This is a genomic window from Streptomyces sp. NPDC014864 (assembly GCF_043081525.1).
GTDB lineage: Bacteria > Actinomycetota > Actinomycetes > Streptomycetales > Streptomycetaceae > Streptomyces.
In genome coordinates this window covers 126262-148724 of sequence record NZ_JBIBWT010000019.1, presented here as the reverse complement: position 1 = coordinate 148724, position 22463 = coordinate 126262, and the positions used below count along the sequence as shown (strand labels likewise).

The following is a 22463-nucleotide window of genomic DNA, read 5'->3' as shown; positions in this document are numbered from 1 at the left end:
ATCAACACGATGGTCGACCAGCTCTCCGCCTTCGCCGACGAGGTCACCCGCGTCGCCCGCGAGGTCGGCACCGAAGGACGCCTCGGCGGCCAGGCGGACGTCAAGGGCGTCAAGGGCACCTGGCGCGACCTGACCGACTCGGTGAACTTCATGGGCGGCAACCTCACCGCCCAGGTCCGCAACGTCGCCCAGGTCGCCACGGCGGTGGCTCAGGGTGACCTCTCGCAGAAGATCACCGTCGACGCCCGCGGCGAGATCCTCGAACTGAAGAACACCATCAACACGATGGTCGACCAGCTCTCCGCCTTCGCCGACGAGGTCACCCGCGTCGCCCGCGAGGTCGGCACCGAAGGACGCCTCGGCGGCCAGGCCCACGTCCGGGGTGTCTCGGGCACCTGGAAGGACCTCACCGACAACGTCAATGTGATGGCGTCGAACCTGACCGGTCAGGTCCGCTCCATCGCCCAGGTGGCCACCGCCGTGGCGCGCGGCGACCTGTCCCGGAAGATCACGGTCGAGGCGGCCGGCGAGGTCGCGGCCCTGGCCGACGTCATCAACACGATGGTCGACACGCTGTCCGCGTTCGCCGACGAGGTCACCCGCGTCGCCCGCGAGGTCGGCACCGAGGGACGCCTCGGCGGCCAGGCCCACGTGCCCAACGTGGCCGGCACGTGGAAGGACCTCACCGACAACGTCAACTCGATGGCGAACAACCTCACCGGCCAGGTCCGCAACATCGCGCTGGTGACGACCGCGGTGGCCAAGGGCGACCTGTCGAAGAAGATCGACGTCGACGCCCGCGGCGAGATCCTGGAGCTGAAGACGACCATCAACACGATGGTGGACCAGCTCTCCGCGTTCGCCGACGAGGTCACCCGCGTCGCCCGCGAGGTCGGCACCGAGGGACGCCTCGGCGGCCAGGCCGAGGTGGAGGGCGTCTCGGGCACCTGGAAGCGCCTGACGGAGAACGTCAACGAGCTGGCCGGCAACCTCACCCGCCAGGTGCGGGCCATCGCCGAGGTCGCCAGCGCGGTGGCGGAGGGCGACCTGACCCGCTCGATCACCGTCGAGGCCTCCGGCGAGGTCGCCGAGCTCAAGGACAACATCAACTCCATGGTGGGGTCCCTGCGCGAGACCACCCGGGCCAACCAGCAGCAGGACTGGCTGAAGACCAACCTCGCGCGGATCTCCAGCCTGATGCAGGGGCACCGCGACCTGCCCGTCGTGGCCGAGCTGATCATGGAGGAGCTGACGCCGCTGGTGTCGGCCCAGTACAGCGCGTTCTACCTCGCCGAGGACGGCGCGCGCGGACCCGAGCTGCGGCTGGTCGGCGCCTACGGCCGGCCCGACGACGACGAGCGGCCCACCCGCTTCTCCTTCGGCCGCTCGCTGGTCGGCCAGGCCGCACGCAGCCGCCGTACGATCCTGGTGGACGAGCTCCCGCAGGGCTACGTCACCATCTCCTCGGGGCTCGGCCAGGCCGTGCCGGCCGCGCTGGTCCTGCTGCCGATCCTCTTCGAGGACCAGGTACTCGGCGTGATCGAGCTGGCCTCGGTCACCCCCTTCACGCCGATCCACCGGGACTTCCTGGAGCAGTTGCGGGAGACCATCGGCGTCAACGTCAACACCATCGTGGCGAACGCCCGCACCGACGAGCTGCTGGACGAGTCGCAGCGCCTGACCGCCGAACTCCAGTCCCGCTCGGCGGAGCTGCAGGAGCAGCAGGAGGAGCTGCAGCGCTCCAACGCCGAGCTGGAGGAGAAGGCCTCGCTTCTGGCGGCGCAGAACCGCGACATCGAGGCGAAGAACCTGCAGATCGAGCAGGCCCGGCAGGAGCTCGAGGCCCGCGCGCAGCAGCTGTCGCTGGCCTCCAAGTACAAGTCGGAGTTCCTGGCGAACATGAGCCACGAGCTGCGCACCCCGCTCAACAGCCTGCTCATCCTGGCCCAGTTGCTCGCGCAGAACCCCTCGCGCAACCTCACCCCGAAGCAGGTCGAGTACGCGGGCATCATCCACTCCGCCGGCTCGGACCTGCTGCAGCTGATCAACGACATCCTCGACCTGTCGAAGGTCGAGGCGGGCAAGATGGACGTCGCGCCGGAGCGGGTGTCGCTGCGGCAGCTCATCGAGTACGTCGAGGCCACCTTCCGGCCGATGACGACGCAGAAGGGCCTGGACTTCGCGGTGACCACCGCGGCCGGCGCGCCGGCCGACCTGCTGACCGACGACTCCCGGCTGCGGCAGATCCTGCGCAACCTGCTGTCGAACGCGGTGAAGTTCACCGAGCAGGGCAGCGTGGAGCTGTCCATCGAGCCCGCGGCGGACGAAGCGGTGCCCGCGGGCGTGGTCCGCGGCGGGGCCGTGGTGGCGTTCCGGGTGAAGGACACCGGCATCGGAATTCCGGAGCAGCACCTGGAGTCCATCTTCGGCGCCTTCCAGCAGGCGGACGGCACCACGAGCCGCAAGTACGGCGGTACCGGCCTCGGTCTGTCCATCACGCGGGAGATCGCGCATCTGCTGGGCGGCGCCGTCACCGTGGACAGCGCGCCCGGCCGGGGCAGCGTCTTCACCCTCTTCCTGCCGGTGGCGCGTCCCGACTTCGAGCAGCTGCTCACCGTCGGCCGGGCCCCGGAGAGCGAGCCGGCCGCGCTCGTCCCCGCCGCGGCGGCCCCCCAGCTCGTCGCAGCGGAGCGGCCGGGCTCGGCCGGACAGCGCCGGCGCCGCCTGCTGGTCGTGGAGGAGCGGCCGCGCGGGCTGCTGACCCTGGTCGCCGAGAGCGTGGTCGCCGACGTGGCCCGGCACACCGCGGACGACGGGGCCGCGCTGCCGACGATGGACGTGATCACCGCGGTGGGCGCCCACGAGGCGGCCGGTGCCCTGGCCGACGAGTCGTGCCACTGTGTCGTCCTCGACCTGGACATGCCCGACGGGGAGGCGTCCCGCTTCCTTCAGGCGCTGCAGGGCGACTCGGCGCTGGCGGGTGTGCCGGTGCTCATCCACAGCGGTCAGCGCCCCGACGTGGCCCGTGCTCAGGCCCTGCGGTCGCACGAGGACGACGGGTCGCTGGAGTTCCTCTCCAGCCTGGACGAGCTGCGGGAGCGGATCGCGCTGCACCTGTCGGCCGAGGAGCCCGGTGACGTGCTGTCCCTGGTGCGGCCCGAGGACCCGCAGGACCTCGCGCCGCCCGTCGACGAGGCCTTCGTCGGGCGCACCGTCCTCGTGGTCGACGACGACGCCCGCAACCTCTTCGCCCTCAGTGGCATCCTGGAGTTGTACGGCTTCCGGGTGCTCCACGCGGAGAACGGGCTGAAGGGCATCGAGATGCTGGTCGGCAACCCGGACATCGCGCTGGTGCTGATGGACGTGATGATGCCGGAGATGGACGGGTACACGGCCACGGCGGAGATCCGCAAGATGCCGCAGTACGCGGAGCTCCCGATCGTCGCCGTCACCGCGAAGGCGATGCCCGGGGACCGGGAGAAGTCCCTGGCGTCGGGTGCCAGTGACTACGTCACCAAGCCCGTCGACACCCACGACCTGATCGCCTGCGTCCGACGCTGGTTGTCCGCATGAGCGCGCCGTCGTCCGTCCCGCCCGCGGGTGGGACGGGCGTGTCCCGGCGCCGTCCGGACCGCGCCCCGGGATCCCGCAGCGGAGGAGCATTCGCATCGTGACCACGTCCGAACAGCCACGTGAGCCGGCCGGCGCGGAGCCGTGCCCGGAGGAGGCGTCGGCGATTCCCCCGCAGCCGCAGCAGACGGACACCGCCGACCCCGCGCAGACCGACACCGCGGACCCGGAGCAGACGGACGCGGCCGACCCCGCGCTCCGCGACCTGCCGGGCGGCGTCTCCCCCGGCTCCCCCGTCGGCAGGCTGGCCGCCACGGTGGAGCGGCTGCGCCGCGAGGTGCGGGACGCCCAGGCGGAGGCCGAGGGCCGGGCCCTGATCGAACTCGCCAAGGGTATCCTGGTCGAACGGCTGGGCTGCGGGCCGACGCAGGCCGCCCGGCAGCTCGCGGAGCTGACCGAACAGGCCAAGGTGACTCCGCTGGAGTTCGCCGTCGAGGTCATCAACCAGGCCGCCCACGACCGGGTGGCCGAGGTGACCAACGCCTTCCTCGCCGCCGCGACGGCACAGGAGGACGAGTCGGCCGCCGTACGGCTGCGGGCCGCCGAGAGCGGGGCGCTGGCCGCGGACGACACCCAGGCCGTCGCCGACTCGCTGCTGGAGCACGCCCTGCGCCCGCTCGGCGCGGTGGCGGTGGCGGTCTGGGCCGCCGGGCCCGACGGCTCGCTCACCCTGGCGGGCAGCGCGGGCTTCTCCCCGGCCGAGGACACCCGGTGGCGCTATGTGCCGCCGGAGGTGGAGACCGTGGCGCGGCGCGGCCTCACCGCGCGCGCGGGCCAGTGGTTCACCTCGCTCGCCGAGACCGGCCTGCCCACCATCGGACGGCACGTGCATCCGGACGGCGGGCGGGTGGCCGTACCCGCCGGCACCGGCGGCCGCATCCACGGTGTGCTGGAGATCGCCTGGCCGGGGCCGCTGGAGCCGCAGCCGCCCCAGGTGGTCCGCCAGCTCGAGGCGCTGGCCGAGCTGTGCGCGCACACGCTGGAGACGTACACGCAGCGCCATGACCTCACCACGGAGCCCCGGGTCCTGCCGGACGTCGCCGAGCTGATCGACCTGGCCGACGGCCTGCACGACCCCGCCCTGGTGCTGGTGCCGCACATCGGCGCCTCCGGGCAGCTCGTCGACTTCCGCATCCAGCACGTCAACGACCGTTTCCTCGACCCCGGGGGCCGGCCGCGCGCGGTGATCAATGGGGCGCTGCTGCTGGAGGCCTATCCCATGGCCGCCGGTAGGAGCGAGCTGTTCCAGCGCGTGGAGCGGGTGTACGCCACGGGCGAGTCGTTCCGCGCCCAGCGCATGCAGCTGACCGCGCTCGTGGACCAGGTGCCGCTGTCGGCGCTCGCGGACATCAGCATCAGCCGGCACGGCAACAGCGTGCTGCTGATCTGGCGTATCGAGGACGAGACGGCACGGCTGGCGAGCCTGCTCCAGCACGCACAGCGCCTCGGGCGTATCGGAGGTTTCGAGGAGAACCTGCTCACCGGGGAGATCACCTGGAACGGCCAGCTCTTCGAGCTGTACGGGCGGCCCCCGTCGAGCACCCCGGTGCCGCTGGAGGAGCTGCCGGCGCACGCGCACCCGGACGACGCCGAGGGGATCCGCCGGTTCCTGCGCACCCTGCTGCACCACCTGCGGCCCGCCTCCGCGGCGTTCCGGCTGCAGCGGCCCGACGGGGTGACCCGTCACATCCGGGTGGTCGCCGAACCGGTCCTCGACACCGACGGCCGGCTGTTCGTGGTCCGCGGCGCCTACCAGGACATCTCGGCGCAGCACTGGACGGAGGTCGCGCTCGCCGCGACCCGGGACCAGCTGGCCCATACCGAGCAGCAGTCCAGCGAGCGCAACCGGCTGGCGCTGCAGTTGCAGCGCGCCATCATGCCGCCGACGCAGGCGCCGCTGGAGCTGCCCGACCTCCAGGTGGCCGTGCGCTACCGGCCCGCGGAGACCGAGCAGTTGGTGGGCGGCGACTGGTACGACGCCGTGGTGCTGCCGTCGCAGAAGGTGCTGCTGTGCGTGGGTGACGTCTCCGGGCACGGCATAGAGGCCGCCACCAGCATGGTGGTCCTGCGCAACGCGCTGCGCGGCCTGGCCGTGACCGGCGCCGGGCCGGGCCAGCTGCTGTCGTGGCTCAACCTCGTGACGCGCCATCTGACCGGCGCCGTCACCGCCACGGCGGTGTGCGCCCTCTACGACCCGGAGCGGCGCAGCCTGCGGTGGGCCCGGGCGGGACATCTGCCGCCGGTGCTGGTGCGGGAGACGGAGGCGGCGCCGCTGCCCATGGTCAAGGGCATGTTGCTGGGCGCGCTGTCGGACGCGGTGTTCGAGGAGGGCGAGATGCGGCTCGCGCCGGAGGACACGCTGCTGATGTACACCGACGGCCTGATCGAGCGCCGGGACCGGTCGGTGGTGGAGTCGCTGACCCATCTGCTGACCACGGCCCGCGCCGCGCCGAAGACCCTGGACCAGCAGCTGGACCGCCTGCTGACCTACAGCAAGTCGGACACCGACGACGACACCTGCCTGGTGGGCATCCGGGTCACCTGATCCGGTGGCCTACCCGGCCGCGGGCAGGTAGTCATCCCAGCGGGCCTCCGGCCACAGGTCGGTGGCGAGGACCAGCAGCCTGCGCGGCTGGGCGCCGAGGCCCGCCACATGGAGCCGGCCTCCGTCGGGGCCCAGGGAGTCGCGGGTGGTCAGGATCAGGTGCAGCACGGCGCTGTCCACGAAGCGGACATCGACGAGGTCGAGGGTGAGATCGCGGACGGTACCGGGCAGACCAGCGACGGCCGCCTCCACGGCGGGCCGGGTCTGGTCGTCGATGTCGGTGTGCACGGTGAGCGTCGCGGCGGTGGCGCCGCGGTTCAGTGAGACAAGAGTGCCCATCTGCATGGCCCCCCTCTCTGACGGGGGTGTCGGGCCGCACACGGCCCGGGGGCTGACTCCACCGTGCCACGCATGCGCCGCCGAGTCGAACGACCCGGCGCGGGCGTACGCATGTCGGGGGGATTACGGGGTACACGCGCGGCGCGGTGAGAAGTACGGGAGCCGCAGGTGAGGGGGTACGGCTTGGGACCCGGCGTCCGCGGCACGTCCCCTCCCCCTGCGACCCGGACGGATCGTCGCTCGTCGGCGTCGATGAGAGCTTGATCACGCACCCGGGCGGATTCGGGGTGCATCGAAGGCGCCGGCAGGGGTAACCAGCCCCTGGCCGTCTGCACCCGTTGGAGGTACCCGTGCCCATTGCCCAGAATCCTCTGTCCGTCGAGGTCACCGTCCCCCGTGAGGACGTGGCCCTGCTCACGGTCGAGGGGTACCTGGACGTAGACACCGCGACCGAGTTGCAGGCCCATCTGGCCAACCAGCTCCACCACGGCCGCCGGCACTTCCTGCTCGACCTGTCCGGCGTCCCCTTCATGGACTCCTCCGGGATGAACATCATCCTGCGCGTGTACCAGGAGGTCCGCGACAAGCCGGGCAGCGTGCACATCATCGGGCCCACCCCCGCCGTGCGGCGGATCCTCGACCTCACCGGGGTCAGCCTCACGGTGCCGGTGTCGGAGGACGTGGACGAGGCGCTCGCCCTGGTGGACAAGGAGCCGGCGCAGCCCGAGGAGCGGGGGGACCAGCAGGCCTGAGGCGCCGGACACGTCCCCGGGCGGTTCGCGGGAGGAGGTGCGCCCCCACGGGCAACAGTTGTCGTTTGACAACTGTACCCGTGAGGCAACAAAGTGAGCGGGTTCAGTCACGCGGGAGGGACCACAGATGTGCCGGCGAGGAGGTCTTCAGGCCGTGCGGGCGTCGTCCGCGGCGCCGCTGCCGTGGATCTGCGTCGCCGCGGCGTCGCAGAACGCCTCGAGCCCGGTCAGCAGCGCGGCCCGCTGCGCGACGGGCATGCGTGCGAGGACCGAGTGCAGCTCCGCCTCCCGGCGGGCACGCAGGTCGTCCAGGAAGACCCGGCCCCGGCGGGTGAGTTCCAGCTGCACCTCGCGGCGGCTGCTGGCGGCGGTCTGCCGCCGGACGAAGCCCACCGCCTCCAAGCGGTCGCACAGCCGGCTCGTCGACGGCGGGGTGGAGCCAAGAGCGTCGGCGAGGGTGCGAAGGTTGATGCCTTCGTTGTGCTCCAGGATGAACAGCACGCGCAACTGCGAGGCGGACACCGGCGCCGTCGAGGCGCGCCCCCACAGCACCTCCAGCAGCTCGGCCGTCTCCGAGGTCACACGCGCCGCCTCAGGGGGATGCGGGCGCGGGTAGGAGGACGTCACGGTCACACTCTCGCAGGCTTCCCGGACCCTGTCAGCTCACCGGAGCCCGGGACAGCGGTCCGGACACGGATCACCACGGAAACGACGGCCGCGGCCACCACGGCACGGACGCGGCGCCGCAGCATCACAGAGAATGGCATAACCGACATCGTGAACAGACTCGTGGCCGCCGAGCGCGCCCTGCGCTCCGCGGCTCCGCACCAGGTGGTGGACGCCCTCCGCGAAGTGCTGTGCAGCCAGTACGCCGCGCGGGACGTCGAGTTGCTGATGGCCGACTACGGGCTGACCGTGCTGCAGCCCGTGTCGCACTCCCCGCACGTTCCGGACCCGCTGCCGGTGCACGGCAGCCCGGCCGGCCGCGCGTTCGGCGCGCAGGAGCCGTTCACCGAGGACTGCGGCGACCTGGCACGGGTGCACCTGCCCGTCACGGTGCGCGGCGACCGGCTCGGCGTGCTGTCCGTCACCGTCCCCTCGGCGGCGGCGAGCGGTGAGCTGCTGGCCGAGCTCGACGAGCTGGCCCGGGCGCTGGGCCACGAGGTGGTCGTCGCCGAGCGCGACACGGACCTGTTCGTGCGGGCCCGCCGCCGGGACCGGCTCACCCTGGCGGCCGAGATGCAGTGGCAGTTGCTGCCGGCCCGCTCCTGCTCCGGCCCCCAGTACGCGCTGGGCGCCCAGCTGGAGCCGGCCTACGCGGTCTTCGGCGACAACTTCGACTGGAGCGTCTCCGCCGACCGGCTGATCCTCTATGTGACCAACGGCATGGGCGAGGGCATCGAGGCGTCGCTGCTGACCCACCTCGGGCTCAACGCGCTGCGCAACGCGCGCCGGGCGGGCATTCCCATCGCGGACCAGGCGGCCCTCGCCGACCAGGCGATCTACGCGCACTACCGCGGGGCGGCCTATCTGTCGGTGCTGCTGCTGGACCTGGAGCTGTCCACCGGCCGGCTGCAGGTGGTCGACGCGGGCTCGCCGCGGATGCTGCGGGTCCGCGAGCGCTCCGTCACCCCCGTGCCGTTCGAGCAGCAACTGCCGCTCGGCATGTTCGAGGAGACCGACTACATCCCCCAGGAGTTCACACTCCGGCCGGGCGACCGGCTGGTCTTCGTGAGCGACGGGGTCTACGGCGTGGCCGCGCCCGGCGGCGAGGAGTACGGCGAGCGGGCGCTGGCCCGGGCCATCACGTCGGCCGGGCTGCTGCCCGCGCCCGAGGTGCCCGCGGCGGTGCTGCGGCAGCTGACCGGGCACCGCGGCAGGCCCGAGCCGGACGACGACGCGCTGGTCGTCTGCGTCGACTGGTTCGGCAAGCAGCCCGCATCGTAGGCCGCCAACCCGAGCCACCGGACCGAACAGTGACGCCGACTTCGCACGCGCGTACGAGTGAGGGGCGCATGCCTTGCCCCGACCGGATCGCGTGGACGGGACGAGGTGTCGTACGACGTGGGCCCGTGGTTACAGTTGTCGCCCGGCAAAGGTCGCACCGCCGCCCCGCTGCCACCAGCGGATCCGTGCGGTGCCACGCGGAGGAGGAGTGGAGCCAGGTGCCGGAGCAAGAAGCGGCGGAGCAGCACGGATCGCCGGCGCGCGAGGTCGGGGAGTTCCTGCACCGCCGCCGGGAGCAGATCGCCCAGCGCTGGGCCGAGGAGGCCCTCTTCCGTGCCGTGTTCACGGTGTCCCGGGACGAGGCGGTGGAGGCGGGCCGGGACGTGGCCGACGCCCTCGCCCGGGTCGCCGCCTCCGGGCACGTCGCGGACCCGGCGGACGACGGTTTCGCCGTGGTGCGGGAGCAACTGGCCCGGATGGGGGCCGCGCGGTCCCGGACCGGTCTGACTCCCTCGCAGGTGTCGAACGACGTGGACGCGCTGCGGCCGCCCGTGGTGGAGCTGCTCGTCGCCGACCTCGCGGACGCCCCCGCCGAGTGGCTGCGCGAGTGCGCGAACTCCCTGACCGTGCTCATGGGCACGCTGCGGCTGGTGGTGCAGCAGGCGGCGCTGAGCGACGGCCAGGCCCTCATCGACCGGCAGCGGCTCCAGCTGCTGGAGGCGGCCACCCCCGTCGTCAGCCTGTGGGACGGCGTCGTGGCGGTCCCGCTGATCGGGACGCTCGACAGCGCACGCAGCCAGGTGGTGATGGAGAGCCTGCTGGATGCGGTCGTCGAACAGCGCGCCCGCTTCGCGATCCTCGACATCACCGGGGTGCCGACCGTGGACTCGCTGGTGGCCCAGCATCTGATGAAGACGGTCGCGGCCGCCCGGCTGATGGGCGCGGAGTGCGTGGTCTCCGGAATTCGGCCCGCCATCGCGCAGACCATCGTCCACCTCGGCCTGGACCTGGGCACGGTCGTCACCCGCGCGACCCTCGCCGACGCCCTGGCCCACGCCCTGCGCCGGCTGGGCACGGACATCGTCACCGCGACGGCACCGGACGGTGTGGGTCAGCGGTGATCGACGACTTCGCCCGGTCCGCCACGGCGCACGTCCCGGTGCTCCGGCTCGGTGACGTGCTCCTGATCACCCTGCAGGGAGATCTGTACGACAGCGCGGCGGAACAGCTCCAGCGGGACATCGGCGAGGCCGTCGTCCGCACCCGCGCCACCGGCGTGGTCATCGACATTTCCGGCGTGGAGGTCGTCGACTCCTACCTGGGACGCCTCCTGGCCGAGATCGCGGGCAAGGCCGGACTGCTGGCGGCGCGGACCGTGGTGTCCGGCATGCGTCCCGCGGTCGCGATCACCCTGGTCGAGCTGGGCCTGACCCTTCCGGGACTGCGCACCGCGCTCGACACCGAGGACGCCCTGCGGCTGCTCGTCGGGCAGCAGGAACCCGCCGTCGGCCCCGGCTGCACCTCCCCGGGGAGGGCCTGATGGAGACCGCCGCGGACATCCGGGCCTGCCTGCCGATCCGTTCGGACCGGGACCTGGTGTGGGTGCGCCAGCACGTGCGCCGGGCGGCCGGACGGCTCGGCTTCGGCCTGGTCGACCAGACCAAGCTGGTCACCGCGGCCAGCGAACTGGCCCGCAACACCCTGGTGCACGGCGGGGGCGGGGAGATGGCGGCGGACCACGTCGTCACCGGCCGGGCGCACGGACTCCGGCTGACCTTCCGTGACGAGGGGCCGGGCATCGCGGACCTGAACCAGGCGCTGACCGACGGCTACACCTCGGGCGGCGGTCTGGGCATGGGTCTGGGCGGTGCGCGCCGCCTGGTGCACGAGTTCACCGTCGACAGCGCCCCCGGCGCCGGTACCACGGTGACCGTGACCTCCTGGGTGGCCCGTCCCCCGCATCCGCGTGAGGAGGCCTGATGCCGCGGCTGTGGGACGTTCCGGTGCACGACTCGACCCGGGTGCGCGACGCCCGGGTCGCCGCCGAGGGCGCCGCGGCGCTCGCCGGGCTCGACGAGAGGCGTACGGCGGCCGCGGCGCTGGTGGCGACGGAGCTGGCCACGAACCTGCTCAAGCACGCCGGCGGGGGCCAGGTCCTCGTCGACGTCGTCGCGCCGCCGGTTGCGCGGGCGGGCTCGGGGCATCCGTCGCTCGTGCAGATCACCGCGATCGACCACGGCCCGGGCATGGCCGACGTCTGTGCGGCCCAGCGGGACGGCTTCTCCACCGCCCGCTCGCTCGGCGCCGGCCTCGGCACCTGCCGGCGCGTCGCCGACGACTTCGACCTCCACAGCGCGGCCGGCCGGGGCACCGTGGCACTCGCCCGGATCGGCCCCGCGGCCCCGCGGCGGGACGGTCCCGATCCGGCGCCCGCGGACCACCCGGGGGGCCCGGAACGGCCGGCCCCGGTGCGGGCCGGCGGGGTCAACGTCCCCTTCGCCGGGGCCGCGTACTCCGGTGACGCCTGGACCTGGGTGCGGTCCGGGGACCGGCTGACCCTGATGCTGGCCGACGGGCTCGGTCACGGCCCGGAGGCGGCCCGCGCGTCGTCCGCGGCGGTGCAGACGGTGCGCCGCGCGGCGCACCTCGGGCCCGCCGAACTGCTCGGGAAGCTCGACGAGGCGCTGCGCGCCACCCGGGGCGCGGCCGTCGCCCTGGCCCAGCTCGACCTGCGGACCGGACTCCTGCGCTTCGCCGGCATCGGCAACATCGGCGCACGGCTGCGCGAGGGCGACGGCTGGCGCGCCCTGCTGTCGCGGCCCGGCATCGTCGGTCTGCACCGGCCTACGACCCTGACCGAGCACGAGGCGCCCTGGACGGCGGACCGGCTGCTGATCCTGCACAGCGACGGCCTGCCGAGCCGCTGGACGCCCCCGTCCGGACCCGTCCTGCCGACGGCCGATCCCGCCGTGACGGCCGCCGTGACCCTCCGCGACACCAGCAGCGCCGCCCACCCGGTACGGGACGACACCACCGTGGCCGTCCTGACTCCGACCCCGCCGGACCGCCCATGAAGCACACTTGGCAGATCACCGACGTCACCGACGCGGCCCGGGCCCGCATCGCCACCGCGCGGCTGGCCGCCGCGTACGGCGTGCCCACGCTCGAACGGACCCGCCTGGCCACCGCCCTCAGCGCCCACCTGCGGCAGTGCCTCACCAAGGGCGGCACCTGGCAGCTGGACCTGGAGGCCCCCGCGCCCGCCGGCGGAGACGGGCTGCTGCACGCCACCGTGATGCCCGCCCCCGGCGCCGGTCCCGCCGCGGAGCCCCCGTGGCACACGACGGTCGCCTGCTCCGAGGCCGCGGACGCCGCGGACGGCGAGGTGCCGGACGACCCGGCCACGCTGGCCGAGGCGCTGCTCGGGGCCGACGAGGACACCGCGCTGACCCTGGAGAAGCTCGCCGAGCAGGAGGAGCTGGTCTCCTTCCACCGGGAGGAGCTGCACCAGACCAACCAGGGCGTCCTGGCGCTGCACGGCGAACTCGACGCCGCCGGACGGGCCCAGCGGGAGGCCTTCGCCGCCGAGCGCAAGGCGCGCACCGAGGCGGAGACCGCGCGCCGCCGGCTCACCTTCCTGGCGGACGCCAGCGCCGTCCTGACCGCCTCGCTCAACCACGACGAGATCGTTCGCCGCCTGCCCGACCTGCTCGTCCCCGAGTACGCCAGCAGCGTCGACGTCTGGCTGTTCGAGCAGGAGGACGAACGGCACCGCTCCTCCCCCCACCCCGCCGCCGCAGTGATCGCGGCCCGCACCGGGCGGCCGCAGTACGCCGCCGACCGCCCCGGCGGGCTGCCGGGAGTCGACGACCAGCCGCCGTCCGCACTGGATCCGGAGCGGCCCCTGCTGTGCGTTCCGCTGCCCACCCGGCGGGCACCGCTGGGTGTGCTGACGCTGTCGCCCCCCGGAGAGCGCTGGGATCCCGACGACGCCGTGATGCTGATCGAGCTCACCCGGCGTGCCAGCATCGCCATAGACAACGCGCGGCGCTTCGAGCACAACCGCGACATCGCCGAGACCCTCCAGCGGGCGCTGCTCACCGAGCTGCCCACCACCCCCGGGCTGGGCCTGGCCGCCCGCTATCTGCCGGCCACCCACGGCCTCAACATCGGCGGGGACTGGTACGACGCGTTCCGGCAGCCCGACGGGAGCCTGATCACCGTCATCGGCGACGTGACCGGGCACGGGCTGCACGCGGCCGTGATGATGAGCCAGTTGCGCACCGCGCTGCGGGCCTACGCCGTCGACGGCGGCAGCCCGGGCCAGCTGCTGACCCAGCTGCACACCTTCCTGCACCATCTGCAGCCCGACCTGTTCGCCACCGCGGTCATCGCGCGGTTCCGCCCCGGCGACCCGACGCTCACCTGGGCCGCCGCGGGTCATCCGCCGCCGGTGCTGCGGATGCCCGACGGTCAGGTGCGGGTCCTCGACGCCAAGCCCGGCGCGATGCTCGGCATCCCGCTGCGGCAGGAGATCCGGGACCACACCGTCCGCCTCTCCCCCGGCGCGACGCTGGCGCTGTACACCGACGGTCTGGTGGAGAGGCGCGCGCAGGGCATAGACCCCGGCATCGAGCGGCTCGCCGCGGCGCTCGGGGCGTGCGACTCGGCGGACCTGGACGCCGACCTCGGCGGCTCGGCGGACCGGCTGCTGCCCCCGCTGCTGAGCGACTCCGAGCGCGACGACGACGTCTGCCTGCTGCTGTGCCACATCGACAGCGGCGCCGGACTGGAGGGGCGCCCGGTGGCAGGGGCGAGGGGCCGGGCTCGCTGAGCGGGGCCCGCGGTCCTCGGGACGGGGGGGGCCGGCCGGGGTCAGCCGGGCGGCAGTGGCCGGTCGTGCGGGGCGGTGTGCGCCTGGTGGAAGGCGACCAGCCCCTGGTGCAGCGCCGCGCACTGCTCCGGTGTCATGGTCCGGAACACGTCGGCGAGACGGCGTACGCGTCCCTCGGTGACCTCCGCGAGCAGCCGCTGCCCGTGGGCGGTCACCACCAGCTGCACCTCGCGCCGGTTGTGCGGCTGGAGGGTGCGCTCCAGCAGGCCCGCGGCCTCCAGCCGGTCGCACAGTCTGCTGGCGGTGGGCAGACCGATGCCGAGGTGCTCGGCCAGCGCGGTCAGATTGAGCTCGGGCCGGTGGCGTACTGTCTTCAGCGCATGCAGCTGACGGGCGGGCAGTCCCGGGGTGATCTCCTCGGCCGCGGAGAACCAGAGCGCGACGACGCACTCGACGGCGTCCACCACCCCCCGGGCGAGTCGGTCCCACTGCTCGGACCCCTGTTCGCAGGCCACCTCAGTTCCCCTCGGCCACGCCACTTGTCATGTACGTCGGGCTACCCGAAAGGCCACGGAGTACACGACCGACATGTGCCGCGATACGAGGCCCGATCTCGGGAACCCGCCTGGAAGAACCGTGTCCGGCGGCGGGCGGGCGGCCGGCGGCGCGGCGGGATCGAAAAGGTGCGAAGCGGCGGCCCATGGGCAGGCGCACGAACGAGAGACGGACCGCCCGGGGCCGCAGAAGGGAAGAACACCGTGACACGACCCAGGATCCTGGTGGTGGGCGCCGGCTTCGCCGGAGTGGAGTGCGTCCGCCGCCTGGAACGCAAACTCGGCCCCGACGAGGCCGACGTCACGCTGGTGACGCCGTTCGCCTACCAGCTCTATCTGCCGCTGCTGCCCCAGGTCGCCTCCGGCGTGCTGACACCCCAGTCGATCGCCGTGTCCCTGCGCCGCAGCAAGAGGTACCGCACCCGCATCATCCCGGGCGGGGCCATCGGTGTGGATCTGAAGGCCAAGGTGTGCGTCATCCGCACCATCACCAACCAGATCGTCGACGAGCCGTACGACTACATCGTGCTGGCGCCCGGCAGCGTCACCCGGACGTTCGACATCCCGGGCCTGACGGAGCACGCCTTCGGCATGAAGACCCTCGCCGAGGCCGCCTACATCCGCGACCACGTCATCTCCCAGCTCGACCTGGCCGACGCCAGTGAGGACCCGGCCGAGCGTGCCTCGCGGCTGCAGTTCGTGGTCGTCGGCGGCGGGTACGCCGGCACCGAGACCGCCGCGTGCCTGCAGCGTCTGACGCACGCCGCCGTGAAGCGCTATCCGCGGCTGGACCCGAACCTGATCAAGTGGCACCTCATCGACATCGCGCCGAAGCTGATGCCGGAACTGGGCGACAAGCTGGGCCGCAGTGCCCAGGAGGTGCTCAAGCGGCGCGGCATCGAGATCTCCCTCGGGGTCTCCATCGCCAAGGCCGCGCCGGAGGAGGTCACCTTCACCGACGGCCGCGTGGTGCCCACGCGCACCCTGATCTGGACGGCGGGCGTGGTGGCGAGCCCGCTCATGGCCACGCTCGGCGCGGAGACGGTCAAGGGCCGGCTCGCGGTCACCGCCGAGATGTGCCTGCCCGGCAACGACGGGGTGTTCGCCCTCGGCGACTCCGCCGCCGTGCCCGACCTGGCCAAGGGCGAGGGTGCGGTCTGCCCGCCCACCGCGCAGCACGCCCTGCGGCAGGGCAAGAAGGTCGCCGACAACGTCATCGCGGCCCTGCGCGGCCGGCCGTTGCAACCCTACGAGCACAAGGACCTCGGGCTCGTCGTCGACCTCGGCGGGAAGGACGCCGTGGCCAAGCCGCTGGGTGTGGAGCTCCGCGGGGTGCCGGCCCAGGCGGTGGCCCGCGCCTACCACCTGGGGGCGCTGCGCACCAACGTCGCCAAGACCCGGGTCCTGACGAACTGGATTCTCAACGCGGTCGCCGGGGACGACTTCGTGCGGACCGGCTTCCAGGCCCGCAAGCCCGCCCAGCTGAAGGACTTCGAGTACACGGACGCGTACCTGACGCCGGAACAGGTGAGCGAGCACGTGCGGCGGGCGCAGCCGCTGGAGGGCTGACGGAGCGGGCCCGCTCTCCCGCGCGGCCGGACCGCCGCGGGCGGCCCGGCCGCGGCATGTCATGCTGGACGAGCGGATGATCACGTGGAGCGGGAGAGAGTACGGCGGCGTGAGGGCAGCGGAGGGGTCGGTCTGGGCGCGTCTGAGGGATCGGATCACGGCGTCCGATCCCGGGCTGCTGAGGCTGGCGGCCGGATCACGGACAGCGGGCGCCATCGCCCTGACCCTGGCCGTGCTCGGCGTGCTGCGCGCACCGGTGACGCACCTGGTGGCCGGGGCGATCGCGTCGATGGTGGCCACCTTCGCCATCCGGGAGAAGCAGCGAGCCGAGCAGGCCGTCACCCTCGCCCTCGGTCTGCTGGTGGCACTGGTGTCCGTGTCGCTGGGCGCCTTGCTCAACACCCGGGTCGTGGCCGGGGACCTCTTCTTCGTCGCGCTGATCTTCGGTGCCGTCTACAGCCGCCGGTTCGGTGACCGGGGCACCGCGCTCGGCCTGATCGGTTTCCAGACCTACTTCCTGTCCCTGTTCGTCGGCGCGACACCGGCGGCGCTGCCGGGGCTGTACGGGGTCGTCGCCCTCGCGTTCGCGTGCAGCGCGTTCGTCCGTTTCGCGGTGGTGTACGAGACGCCGACGGGCATCCTGCAGCGGCTGCGCGAGGCCTTCCGCGTCCGTCTGGCCCAGCTGGTGGCGGCACAGAGCGCGTTGCTCGACGCCGGCCCCGACGAGGTGGACAAGGTCCTCGCGGAGGTCCGGGACCGTACGGCCCGCCTGCACGAGACGGCCATGATGATCCAGGGCCGGCTGGAGGAGGGGACCTCCGACGAGGCCGTCGCCCGGACCGTGCAGCGCCGCATCGCGGACGCCGAGATCGCCGCCGAGCGGCTGGGCCTGCTGCTGCTCGGCGCCCGCGGCGTCGAGCGCGCGGACACCCTCACGCTGCACCTGCCCGGCGCGCCCGCCCCCGCGGGCGGCCCGTCGCCGGTGCGGGACGAGCAGGCCGACACGCTGCGCCGTGATCTGTCCGCCCTGCGGATGCTCGTGTTGCGGCCCGTCGGGGAGGGCGGCGGCACCGCGATGGCCCATGTGCGCAACCGGCTCCTCGGCTACCGGGAGGAGGAGAACCTCCCGTCGGCGCCGCCCGCCGTGCAGGACGTCTTCCGGGCCGTCGGCGAGGCGGCGCGGGCGGTGCTGGGACTCCGGATCGCGCTGGGCGGACCGCAGGACGAGTCCGACGACACCCCCGCGACGGCCCGCTCGCGGGAGGAGCTGGACGCCGAGAACGCGGCCATCGAGGGCGCGGAGGAGAGCGAGGCCGAGGAGGAGCGGACCACCGGGCTGCAGCGGCCCACCACCCGCGCGGCCGTGCAGGTCTCCGTGGGCTCGGCCCTGGCCATCGTCGGCGGCGAGTTCCTCTCCAGCCAGCGCTGGTACTGGGCGGTGCTGACCTGCTGGATCGTCTTCATCAACACCTCGTCCACGGGCGAGATCCTGGTGAAGAGCTACCGCCGGCTGGTGGGCACCGTGCTCGGGGTCGTCGCCGGTATCGTGCTGGCGGGCCTGGTCGGGCCCCACACCTGGACGGCGCTGGCGCTGGTACTCGTGTTCGCCTTCGCGATGTTCTACACGGCGCCGCTGTCGTACACGCTGATGTCGTTCTTCGTCACCGCGGCCCTGGGCCTGCTGTACACCCTGCTGCACACCTACACCCTGTCGGTGCTGGTGCTGCGGGTGGAGGAGACGGCGCTCGGCGCCGCCTGCGGGGTCATCGCGGCGGCGCTGGTGCTGCCGGTGCGCACGAACCTCCGTACGAACGAGCTGCTCGGCACGGTGCTGGAGCGGCTCACCTACGTGGCGGACGCCGCGGTGGACCAGCTCAGCGGCGGCCCGCCGGCCGATCTGCTGGACCAGGCACGCGACCTGGACCGGGCGCTGGGCGAGCTGCGGGCGGCGACGCAGCCGCTGACCCATCCGATCACGCCGCTGCGAGCGCGGCGCAGCACGGCGCAGTACGTGGTCGCGCTCCTGGAGACCTGCGCCTACCACGCGCGGTCCCTGGCCGCGACGGCCGAGCTGCTGCCCTCGAACCCGTCCATCGGGGCGGATCCCCGGCTGCGGCCGGCGTGCGGCCGTATCACGCGCAACATCGCGGCTCTCGGCGCGCACGTGGCCGACGAGCACGCCACCGACGAGGTGGAGGCCGGGCCGAGCATCGCCTCCCTGCTGGAGACCGACGGGTCCGGCGCCCGGCGCTACGACCGGATCACGGGCCGCGTGCTGCGGCATCTGCAGCGTCTCGACGAGGCGGTGGTGGGTCTGGCCCGCCCGCTGGGCGTGCCGGTGGAGGCGCGCAAGCAGTGACGCCCGTGGCCGGGCCGGTCCGGGGACCGGACAGGCCACGGGCCGGAGCACAGGTGCGAAGGCCCGTGGCGCCGGTGCGCGGGCCGCGGGTCGAGGACCGGGAGCCGGGTCAGAAGTCGGTGGGCATGTCGCTCACTTCGGCGATGCCGCGCAGTTCCTCGGTCTCCCGGTGCCGGTCCCGGATGTAGTCGGCGATCTCGGTGAGGCGGTCCGGGTCGGACGCGGTCACCGCGTCGGTGACCACACGGACCGGGCCGGTCTCGTCGATGTCGAGGACGACCAGCTCGTTGTCGAGCCTCCCGGTCACCGCGGTGGCGATGACCAGGGCGGCCTCGTCCCGTATCTCCTGAGGCAGCCCCTGTGCCTGCGCTCCCTCCAGCGGGAAGTCGACCGTCGCGGGCCCCCGTTCGTCGAGGGCGCGCAGCACCGGGTCGACCACGTCGAGCAGCAGCTCGTAGTCCTCCTCGGGCATCCGGACGCGGAGAAGGTCGAGGTACACCTCCACGGCCCGGCCGTCGGGCGGAAGCTCGTCTTCGTTCATCCGCTCCGTGTTCCCCGCCAGGGACGGATCAGACCCCGCGCGGGGAAGACGGTGTGAAACGCGTGGCTCCGGTGGCCCGGGCGAAGGGACGCGCGGGCCCGGCCGGAGCGGTTCAGACCCGGCGCCAGCGCGCCAGCGCGAAGGAGAACAGGCCGAACAGCACGAGCCCGGCGGCGACCAGCGCCAGCAGCCACGGGCCGGCCGGGGTGCCGGCGAAGGCGCGCAGCGTGTCGTCGAGTCCCTTGGCCCGCTCGGGCCTGGCATCGACGGCGGCGCGGATCGCGAAGCCGCCCGCGGCCATGAACACCAGGCCGCGGGCGGTGCCGCCGCCCACGCCGGTGACGTCCACCAGCCGCCGGACCCTCGGCGACATCTGCCCGAGCTTCATCTTGTCGCGGTAGGAGCGCCGCACGGCCTGCACCGCGATGACCACGCCCGCGATCACGACTCCGGCCCCGGCCGCGCCGACGAGCCACTGGCCGGCCGGCACGTCCAGGACCCGGGCCGTCAAGTCCCGGGACTGCTTGTCGCTGGACCGGCCGCCTTTTCCGGAGCCCGCCGCGAAGGCCAGTACCGACCAGGCGACGGTCACGTAGAAGACGCACCGGACGACGGCCAGCAGCCGCTTGCCCACCTTGCGGCCGTCGGCACCCGCGGAGCCGAAAGCCGCCTCCGACAGCCGCCACACGGCCATGCCGACCAGGCCGATGCCCAGCGCCCACAGCAGGACCGAGCCGAAGGGCTCGTCCGCGATCGTGGCGAGGGCGCCGCTGCGGTCCGCCTGGTGTTCCCCGTCTCCGAAGGCGACGCGCAGGGCCAGCACGCCGACCAGCAGGTAGATCACTCCGCGGGCGGTGAGTCCCGCCCGCGCGGCCCCCTCCGTCACCGAGCCGTTCGCCGCCCGCCGCGCCTTCATGCGCCCGGAACGGGCCGTGACACTCGTTTCCATCCGTACCTCCCGCCCTCCGGATGCCCCGGCGGGAAGTGAACATACGCGGCCCGGCGGGCACGGCCGCCGGTGCGGAGGCCGTGTCGCGCAGCACGTGTCGCGGAGGCATTGGTTCCGCCATAGGGGGTCCCGTGATCGCGGCGGGAGGTCAGGCGGACGCCGGGCGGGTTCCGTCGCCCCGGCGGGTCACCCGCTCCGCCAGCACCTCCGCCCGGACCCGGGCGCAGCTGCGGCTGATGAGCCGGGAGACGTGCATCTGGGAGATGCCGAGCCGGTCGGCGATACGGCTCTGGGTCATGTCCTCGAAGAAGCGCATGTAGAGGATGGCGCGTTCGCGTTCGGGCAGCCTGCGCAGGCCCTCCTTCGCCGACTCGCGGTCGATGACGACGTCGTACGAGGAGTCCGCGGCGCCGAGGGTGTCGGCGAGGTTGTAGCCGTCACCCTCGGCGGCGGACGACAGTTCGGCGTCCAGCGACAGGGTGCTGAAGCTCTCCAGGGCCTCCATGCCCGCGCTGACCTCCTCCTCCGTCAGCCCGCTGTGGCCGGCTATGTCGGCGATGGAGGGCTCGGGGCTGCCCGGGTTCTGGGTCAGTTCACGGCGCGCGACGCGCACCTTGTTGCGCAGCTCCTGCACCCGGCGAGGCACCCTGAGCGCCCACATCCGGTCGCGGAAGTGCCGCTTGACCTCGCCCGTGACGGTCGGGACGGCGTAGCTCTCGAAGGCCCCCCGGTCCGGGTCGAAGCGGTCGATGGCCTTGACCAGTCCCAGCGCCGCCACCTGCCGCAGATCCTCGATCGACTCCCCGCGGTCGCGGAAGCGGCCCGCGATGCGGTGGGCCATGGGGAGCCACAGGGTCACGAGTTCGTCGCGCACGGCGTCCCGCTCGGGGCCGTCCTCCAGCGCGGCCAGGCGATGGAAGAGGGCCATGGTGTCGGGGGCGTCGTCGTGCGGCCGCCGGGTGGGAGCGGCCTGCTCCTCGGGGGTACCGGATCGGCCTGTCGACATTTCGATGAGCATGCGGAATCGCTCCTGAACGGTGGTTCCAGGGAATTACCGCGGAAGAAGTGAGCTGTCCGGTGTCCGGAAGACCTCCGGGAGCAGCCCTACCGCTTCCGCCGGCGCGCCTCCGGTCCGAAGCACGAGATTCCGACTGCCCTGGGGGTGGGGGAACAAACTCCGCTTCCCGCAAACAAATGCATCGGCCAATCAGCATGCCGGGCCGGTGCACCTGCAAACGGGGTCAGTACAGAGGAACGACGGCGGTGATGCACTTGCCGCCGGAGGGCAGGTCCGACACCCGGACCTCGCGCGCCAGCCGGCACACGATCGGCCAGCCGCGGCCGTTCAGCCGGTGCCGCCCCCGCGGGTCCACGGGTGGCCGGGTCACCGGAAGGCGGCCGCTGCGGTCGCTCACGCAGACGCGCACCCCGCACCCGTCGACATCGACGCGGAAGTCGGTCACGCCGCCGCCGTGCAGGATCGCGTTGGTGGTGAGCTCAGAGGCGACGAGCTGGGCGTCCGCGAGCGCGTGCGCGTCGCACGGGGCGTGGCCGGTCCGGCAGCAGGCGGCGACGGCGCGTTCCACCTCCCGTCGCGCTTCGGCCGGTTTGCACGGCCCGGGGCCGTGCGGCACGGGCGGCCCCGCGCCCGGAAAGTCGCCGGTGGGTGGGGTCCTGTGCTCCTCGCACATGTCCTCGCTCCCTGACTGGTGAAAGGTAGAAGCCGGACCTGGCCGGAAGGAAGCGGTGCGCGCCCGGGCGCGTGCGGCCTCGAAGGGCCCCCACGCGCGGCGCGGACACCGCGGGTCTCCCTTTCCGGCTCACCTCTCCACGCCCGGCCAAACCTGGGTCCGCCCGGTCCGCGGGACCTCCCGCCGGTTCACGGGACGCCCTGCCGTGGCGGTGGCACGTCATGCCCGTCCGGGAGTCGTCGGGACAGCCTGCGCGGGGTAGGTGCCAGGACATGACCGAAGTCGTGGACTCAGACGAGCTGTTGCGGCGGATCCAGCGCGCCAGGGGCTGTGCGCGGGACGAGGAGCGGAGATGGCGCGCCCGCCAGGTCGATCTCGGGCCGACGGACCCGGAGGCGGCGCAGGAGGCGGCGGTCCGCGTCCTGGCCTACGAGACCGTCCTGCGGGTGCTGGACGAGATCCTCACCCCGGGCCGGCACGACGCGGAGGGCTGAGGGCACCGCCACCCCCAACGAGAGGTTGAAAGTGAAACCGGTCACCTGACCCGCTGCCGGTTACACGAAACCGAGCAAGATGGTTTACGGTTCATACATACGCGGCGACGGGGTCGACCCACCGTCCTCCGTACGCCGCCGCGAACGGCCCTGGCTGGTCTCCCCCGTCCAGCCAGGGCTTTTTCATGCCCTGGCGCGGGTCCCCCGCCCCTGGGCGAGCAGCCCCGGCCCGCGCCGGACCGTCCTCGCCTCCGCCGAG

The 22463-nt window shown here is 73.3% G+C and carries 19 protein-coding genes; 12 read left to right on the top strand and 7 right to left on the bottom strand.

What is annotated here, in order from left to right:
* A partial coding sequence (locus tag ACF1A5_RS28725) for a HAMP domain-containing protein (protein WP_392195783.1) occupies positions 1-3573 on the top strand: 3573 nt, incomplete at its 5' end.
* Positions 3574-3670: 97 nt separating this feature from the next.
* The gene (locus ACF1A5_RS28720) at positions 3671-6175 is read left to right on the top strand and encodes a SpoIIE family protein phosphatase (protein ID WP_392195782.1); all 2505 of its coding nucleotides are present in this window, start codon (positions 3671-3673) and stop codon (positions 6173-6175) included.
* A 9-nt stretch (positions 6176-6184) separates the two neighbouring features.
* Here ACF1A5_RS28720 and ACF1A5_RS28715 read toward each other — a convergent pair whose 3' ends face one another.
* Positions 6185-6514 (bottom strand): STAS domain-containing protein, encoded by a 330-nt coding sequence (locus ACF1A5_RS28715; protein ID WP_392195781.1) that lies wholly within the window; start codon positions 6512-6514, stop codon positions 6185-6187.
* A 350-nt stretch (positions 6515-6864) separates the two neighbouring features.
* On the opposite strand from ACF1A5_RS28715, the gene ACF1A5_RS28710 reads away from it, so the two are divergent.
* Positions 6865-7266 carry an STAS domain-containing protein gene (locus tag ACF1A5_RS28710; protein ID WP_392195780.1) on the top strand — a complete coding sequence of 134 codons (402 nt, stop codon included), beginning with the start codon at positions 6865-6867 and terminating at the stop codon, positions 7264-7266.
* Positions 7267-7413: 147 nt separating this feature from the next.
* On the opposite strand, the gene ACF1A5_RS28705 is transcribed toward ACF1A5_RS28710, so the two are convergent.
* Positions 7414-7848, bottom strand: coding sequence for a MarR family winged helix-turn-helix transcriptional regulator (locus ACF1A5_RS28705; RefSeq protein ID WP_392195779.1), 435 nt, complete (start codon positions 7846-7848; stop codon positions 7414-7416).
* Between the two features lie 195 nt (positions 7849-8043).
* Here ACF1A5_RS28705 and ACF1A5_RS28700 point away from each other — a divergent pair, with 195 nt between their 5' ends.
* The 6 genes from ACF1A5_RS28700 (at position 8044) to ACF1A5_RS28675 (ending at position 14047) form a co-directional block, all read left to right on the top strand.
* Positions 8044-9213, top strand: a complete 1170-nt coding sequence (locus tag ACF1A5_RS28700; protein WP_392195778.1) for a PP2C family protein-serine/threonine phosphatase — start codon at positions 8044-8046, stop codon at positions 9211-9213.
* Positions 9214-9431: 218 nt separating this feature from the next.
* Entirely contained in the window at positions 9432-10334 is a 903-nt protein-coding gene (locus ACF1A5_RS28695; RefSeq protein WP_392195777.1) for an STAS domain-containing protein, read from the top strand.
* Positions 10331-10753 carry an STAS domain-containing protein gene (locus tag ACF1A5_RS28690; RefSeq protein ID WP_392195776.1) on the top strand — a complete coding sequence of 141 codons (423 nt, stop codon included), beginning with the start codon at positions 10331-10333 and terminating at the stop codon, positions 10751-10753. Before ACF1A5_RS28695 ends, ACF1A5_RS28690 begins: the two co-directional genes overlap by 4 nt.
* Complete coding sequence (locus ACF1A5_RS28685; protein WP_392195775.1) at positions 10753-11193, top strand: anti-sigma regulatory factor; 441 nt, start codon at positions 10753-10755, stop codon at positions 11191-11193. Before ACF1A5_RS28690 ends, ACF1A5_RS28685 begins: the two co-directional genes overlap by 1 nt.
* Positions 11193-12287, top strand: coding sequence for a SpoIIE family protein phosphatase (locus ACF1A5_RS28680; protein WP_392195774.1), 1095 nt, complete (start codon positions 11193-11195; stop codon positions 12285-12287). The genes ACF1A5_RS28685 and ACF1A5_RS28680 overlap by 1 nt, the downstream gene beginning before the upstream one ends.
* The gene (locus ACF1A5_RS28675) at positions 12284-14047 is read left to right on the top strand and encodes a PP2C family protein-serine/threonine phosphatase (protein WP_392195773.1); all 1764 of its coding nucleotides are present in this window, start codon (positions 12284-12286) and stop codon (positions 14045-14047) included. Before ACF1A5_RS28680 ends, ACF1A5_RS28675 begins: the two co-directional genes overlap by 4 nt.
* Positions 14048-14088: 41 nt before the next feature.
* On the opposite strand, the gene ACF1A5_RS28670 is transcribed toward ACF1A5_RS28675, so the two are convergent.
* On the bottom strand, positions 14089-14562 hold the full coding sequence (locus ACF1A5_RS28670; RefSeq protein WP_392195772.1) for a MarR family winged helix-turn-helix transcriptional regulator: 474 nt from the start codon (positions 14560-14562) through the stop codon (positions 14089-14091).
* A gap of 243 nt (positions 14563-14805) precedes the next feature.
* Here ACF1A5_RS28670 and ACF1A5_RS28665 point away from each other — a divergent pair, with 243 nt between their 5' ends.
* Entirely contained in the window at positions 14806-16170 is a 1365-nt protein-coding gene (locus tag ACF1A5_RS28665; protein WP_392195771.1) for an NAD(P)/FAD-dependent oxidoreductase, read from the top strand.
* A gap of 76 nt (positions 16171-16246) precedes the next feature.
* Entirely contained in the window at positions 16247-18529 is a 2283-nt protein-coding gene (locus ACF1A5_RS28660; RefSeq protein ID WP_392195770.1) for an FUSC family protein, read from the top strand.
* Between the two features lie 109 nt (positions 18530-18638).
* Here ACF1A5_RS28660 and ACF1A5_RS28655 read toward each other — a convergent pair whose 3' ends face one another.
* From ACF1A5_RS28655 to ACF1A5_RS28640, 4 genes are all read right to left on the bottom strand, one after another.
* Positions 18639-19070: a hypothetical protein gene (locus ACF1A5_RS28655; protein WP_356194037.1), complete on the bottom strand. Its 432-nt coding sequence runs from the start codon at positions 19068-19070 to the stop codon at positions 18639-18641.
* Between the two features lie 112 nt (positions 19071-19182).
* Positions 19183-20019, bottom strand: coding sequence for a DUF1206 domain-containing protein (locus ACF1A5_RS28650; RefSeq protein ID WP_392195769.1), 837 nt, complete (start codon positions 20017-20019; stop codon positions 19183-19185).
* A 148-nt stretch (positions 20020-20167) separates the two neighbouring features.
* Positions 20168-21037 (bottom strand): SigB/SigF/SigG family RNA polymerase sigma factor, encoded by an 870-nt coding sequence (locus ACF1A5_RS28645; RefSeq protein WP_392195768.1) that lies wholly within the window; start codon positions 21035-21037, stop codon positions 20168-20170.
* Positions 21038-21260: 223 nt separating this feature from the next.
* Positions 21261-21710 carry an ATP-binding protein gene (locus tag ACF1A5_RS28640; RefSeq protein ID WP_392195767.1) on the bottom strand — a complete coding sequence of 150 codons (450 nt, stop codon included), beginning with the start codon at positions 21708-21710 and terminating at the stop codon, positions 21261-21263.
* A gap of 272 nt (positions 21711-21982) precedes the next feature.
* Between ACF1A5_RS28640 and ACF1A5_RS28635 the strand changes: the two genes are divergently transcribed.
* Positions 21983-22204, top strand: a complete 222-nt coding sequence (locus ACF1A5_RS28635) for a 3-deoxy-D-manno-octulosonic acid transferase (RefSeq protein WP_392195766.1) — start codon at positions 21983-21985, stop codon at positions 22202-22204.
* Positions 22205-22463: the final 259 nt, after the last annotated feature.

What these genes read in the sequence shown, in the direction of transcription:
- ACF1A5_RS28715 (WP_392195781.1), bottom strand. Translation starts at nt 6,514, where the DNA reads ATGGGCACTCTTGTCTCACTGAACCGCGGCGCCACCGCCGCGACGCTC.
- ACF1A5_RS28685 (WP_392195775.1), top strand. Translation starts at nt 10,753, where the DNA reads ATGGAGACCGCCGCGGACATCCGGGCCTGCCTGCCGATCCGTTCGGAC.
- ACF1A5_RS28680 (WP_392195774.1), top strand. Translation starts at nt 11,193, where the DNA reads ATGCCGCGGCTGTGGGACGTTCCGGTGCACGACTCGACCCGGGTGCGC.
- ACF1A5_RS28675 (WP_392195773.1), top strand. Translation starts at nt 12,284, where the DNA reads ATGAAGCACACTTGGCAGATCACCGACGTCACCGACGCGGCCCGGGCC.
- ACF1A5_RS28660 (WP_392195770.1), top strand. Translation starts at nt 16,247, where the DNA reads ATGATCACGTGGAGCGGGAGAGAGTACGGCGGCGTGAGGGCAGCGGAG.
- ACF1A5_RS28655 (WP_356194037.1), bottom strand. Translation starts at nt 19,070, where the DNA reads ATGAACGAAGACGAGCTTCCGCCCGACGGCCGGGCCGTGGAGGTGTAC.
- ACF1A5_RS28650 (WP_392195769.1), bottom strand. Translation starts at nt 20,019, where the DNA reads ATGGAAACGAGTGTCACGGCCCGTTCCGGGCGCATGAAGGCGCGGCGG.
- ACF1A5_RS28645 (WP_392195768.1), bottom strand. Translation starts at nt 21,037, where the DNA reads ATGCTCATCGAAATGTCGACAGGCCGATCCGGTACCCCCGAGGAGCAG.
- ACF1A5_RS28640 (WP_392195767.1), bottom strand. Translation starts at nt 21,710, where the DNA reads ATGTGCGAGGAGCACAGGACCCCACCCACCGGCGACTTTCCGGGCGCG.
- ACF1A5_RS28635 (WP_392195766.1), top strand. Translation starts at nt 21,983, where the DNA reads ATGACCGAAGTCGTGGACTCAGACGAGCTGTTGCGGCGGATCCAGCGC.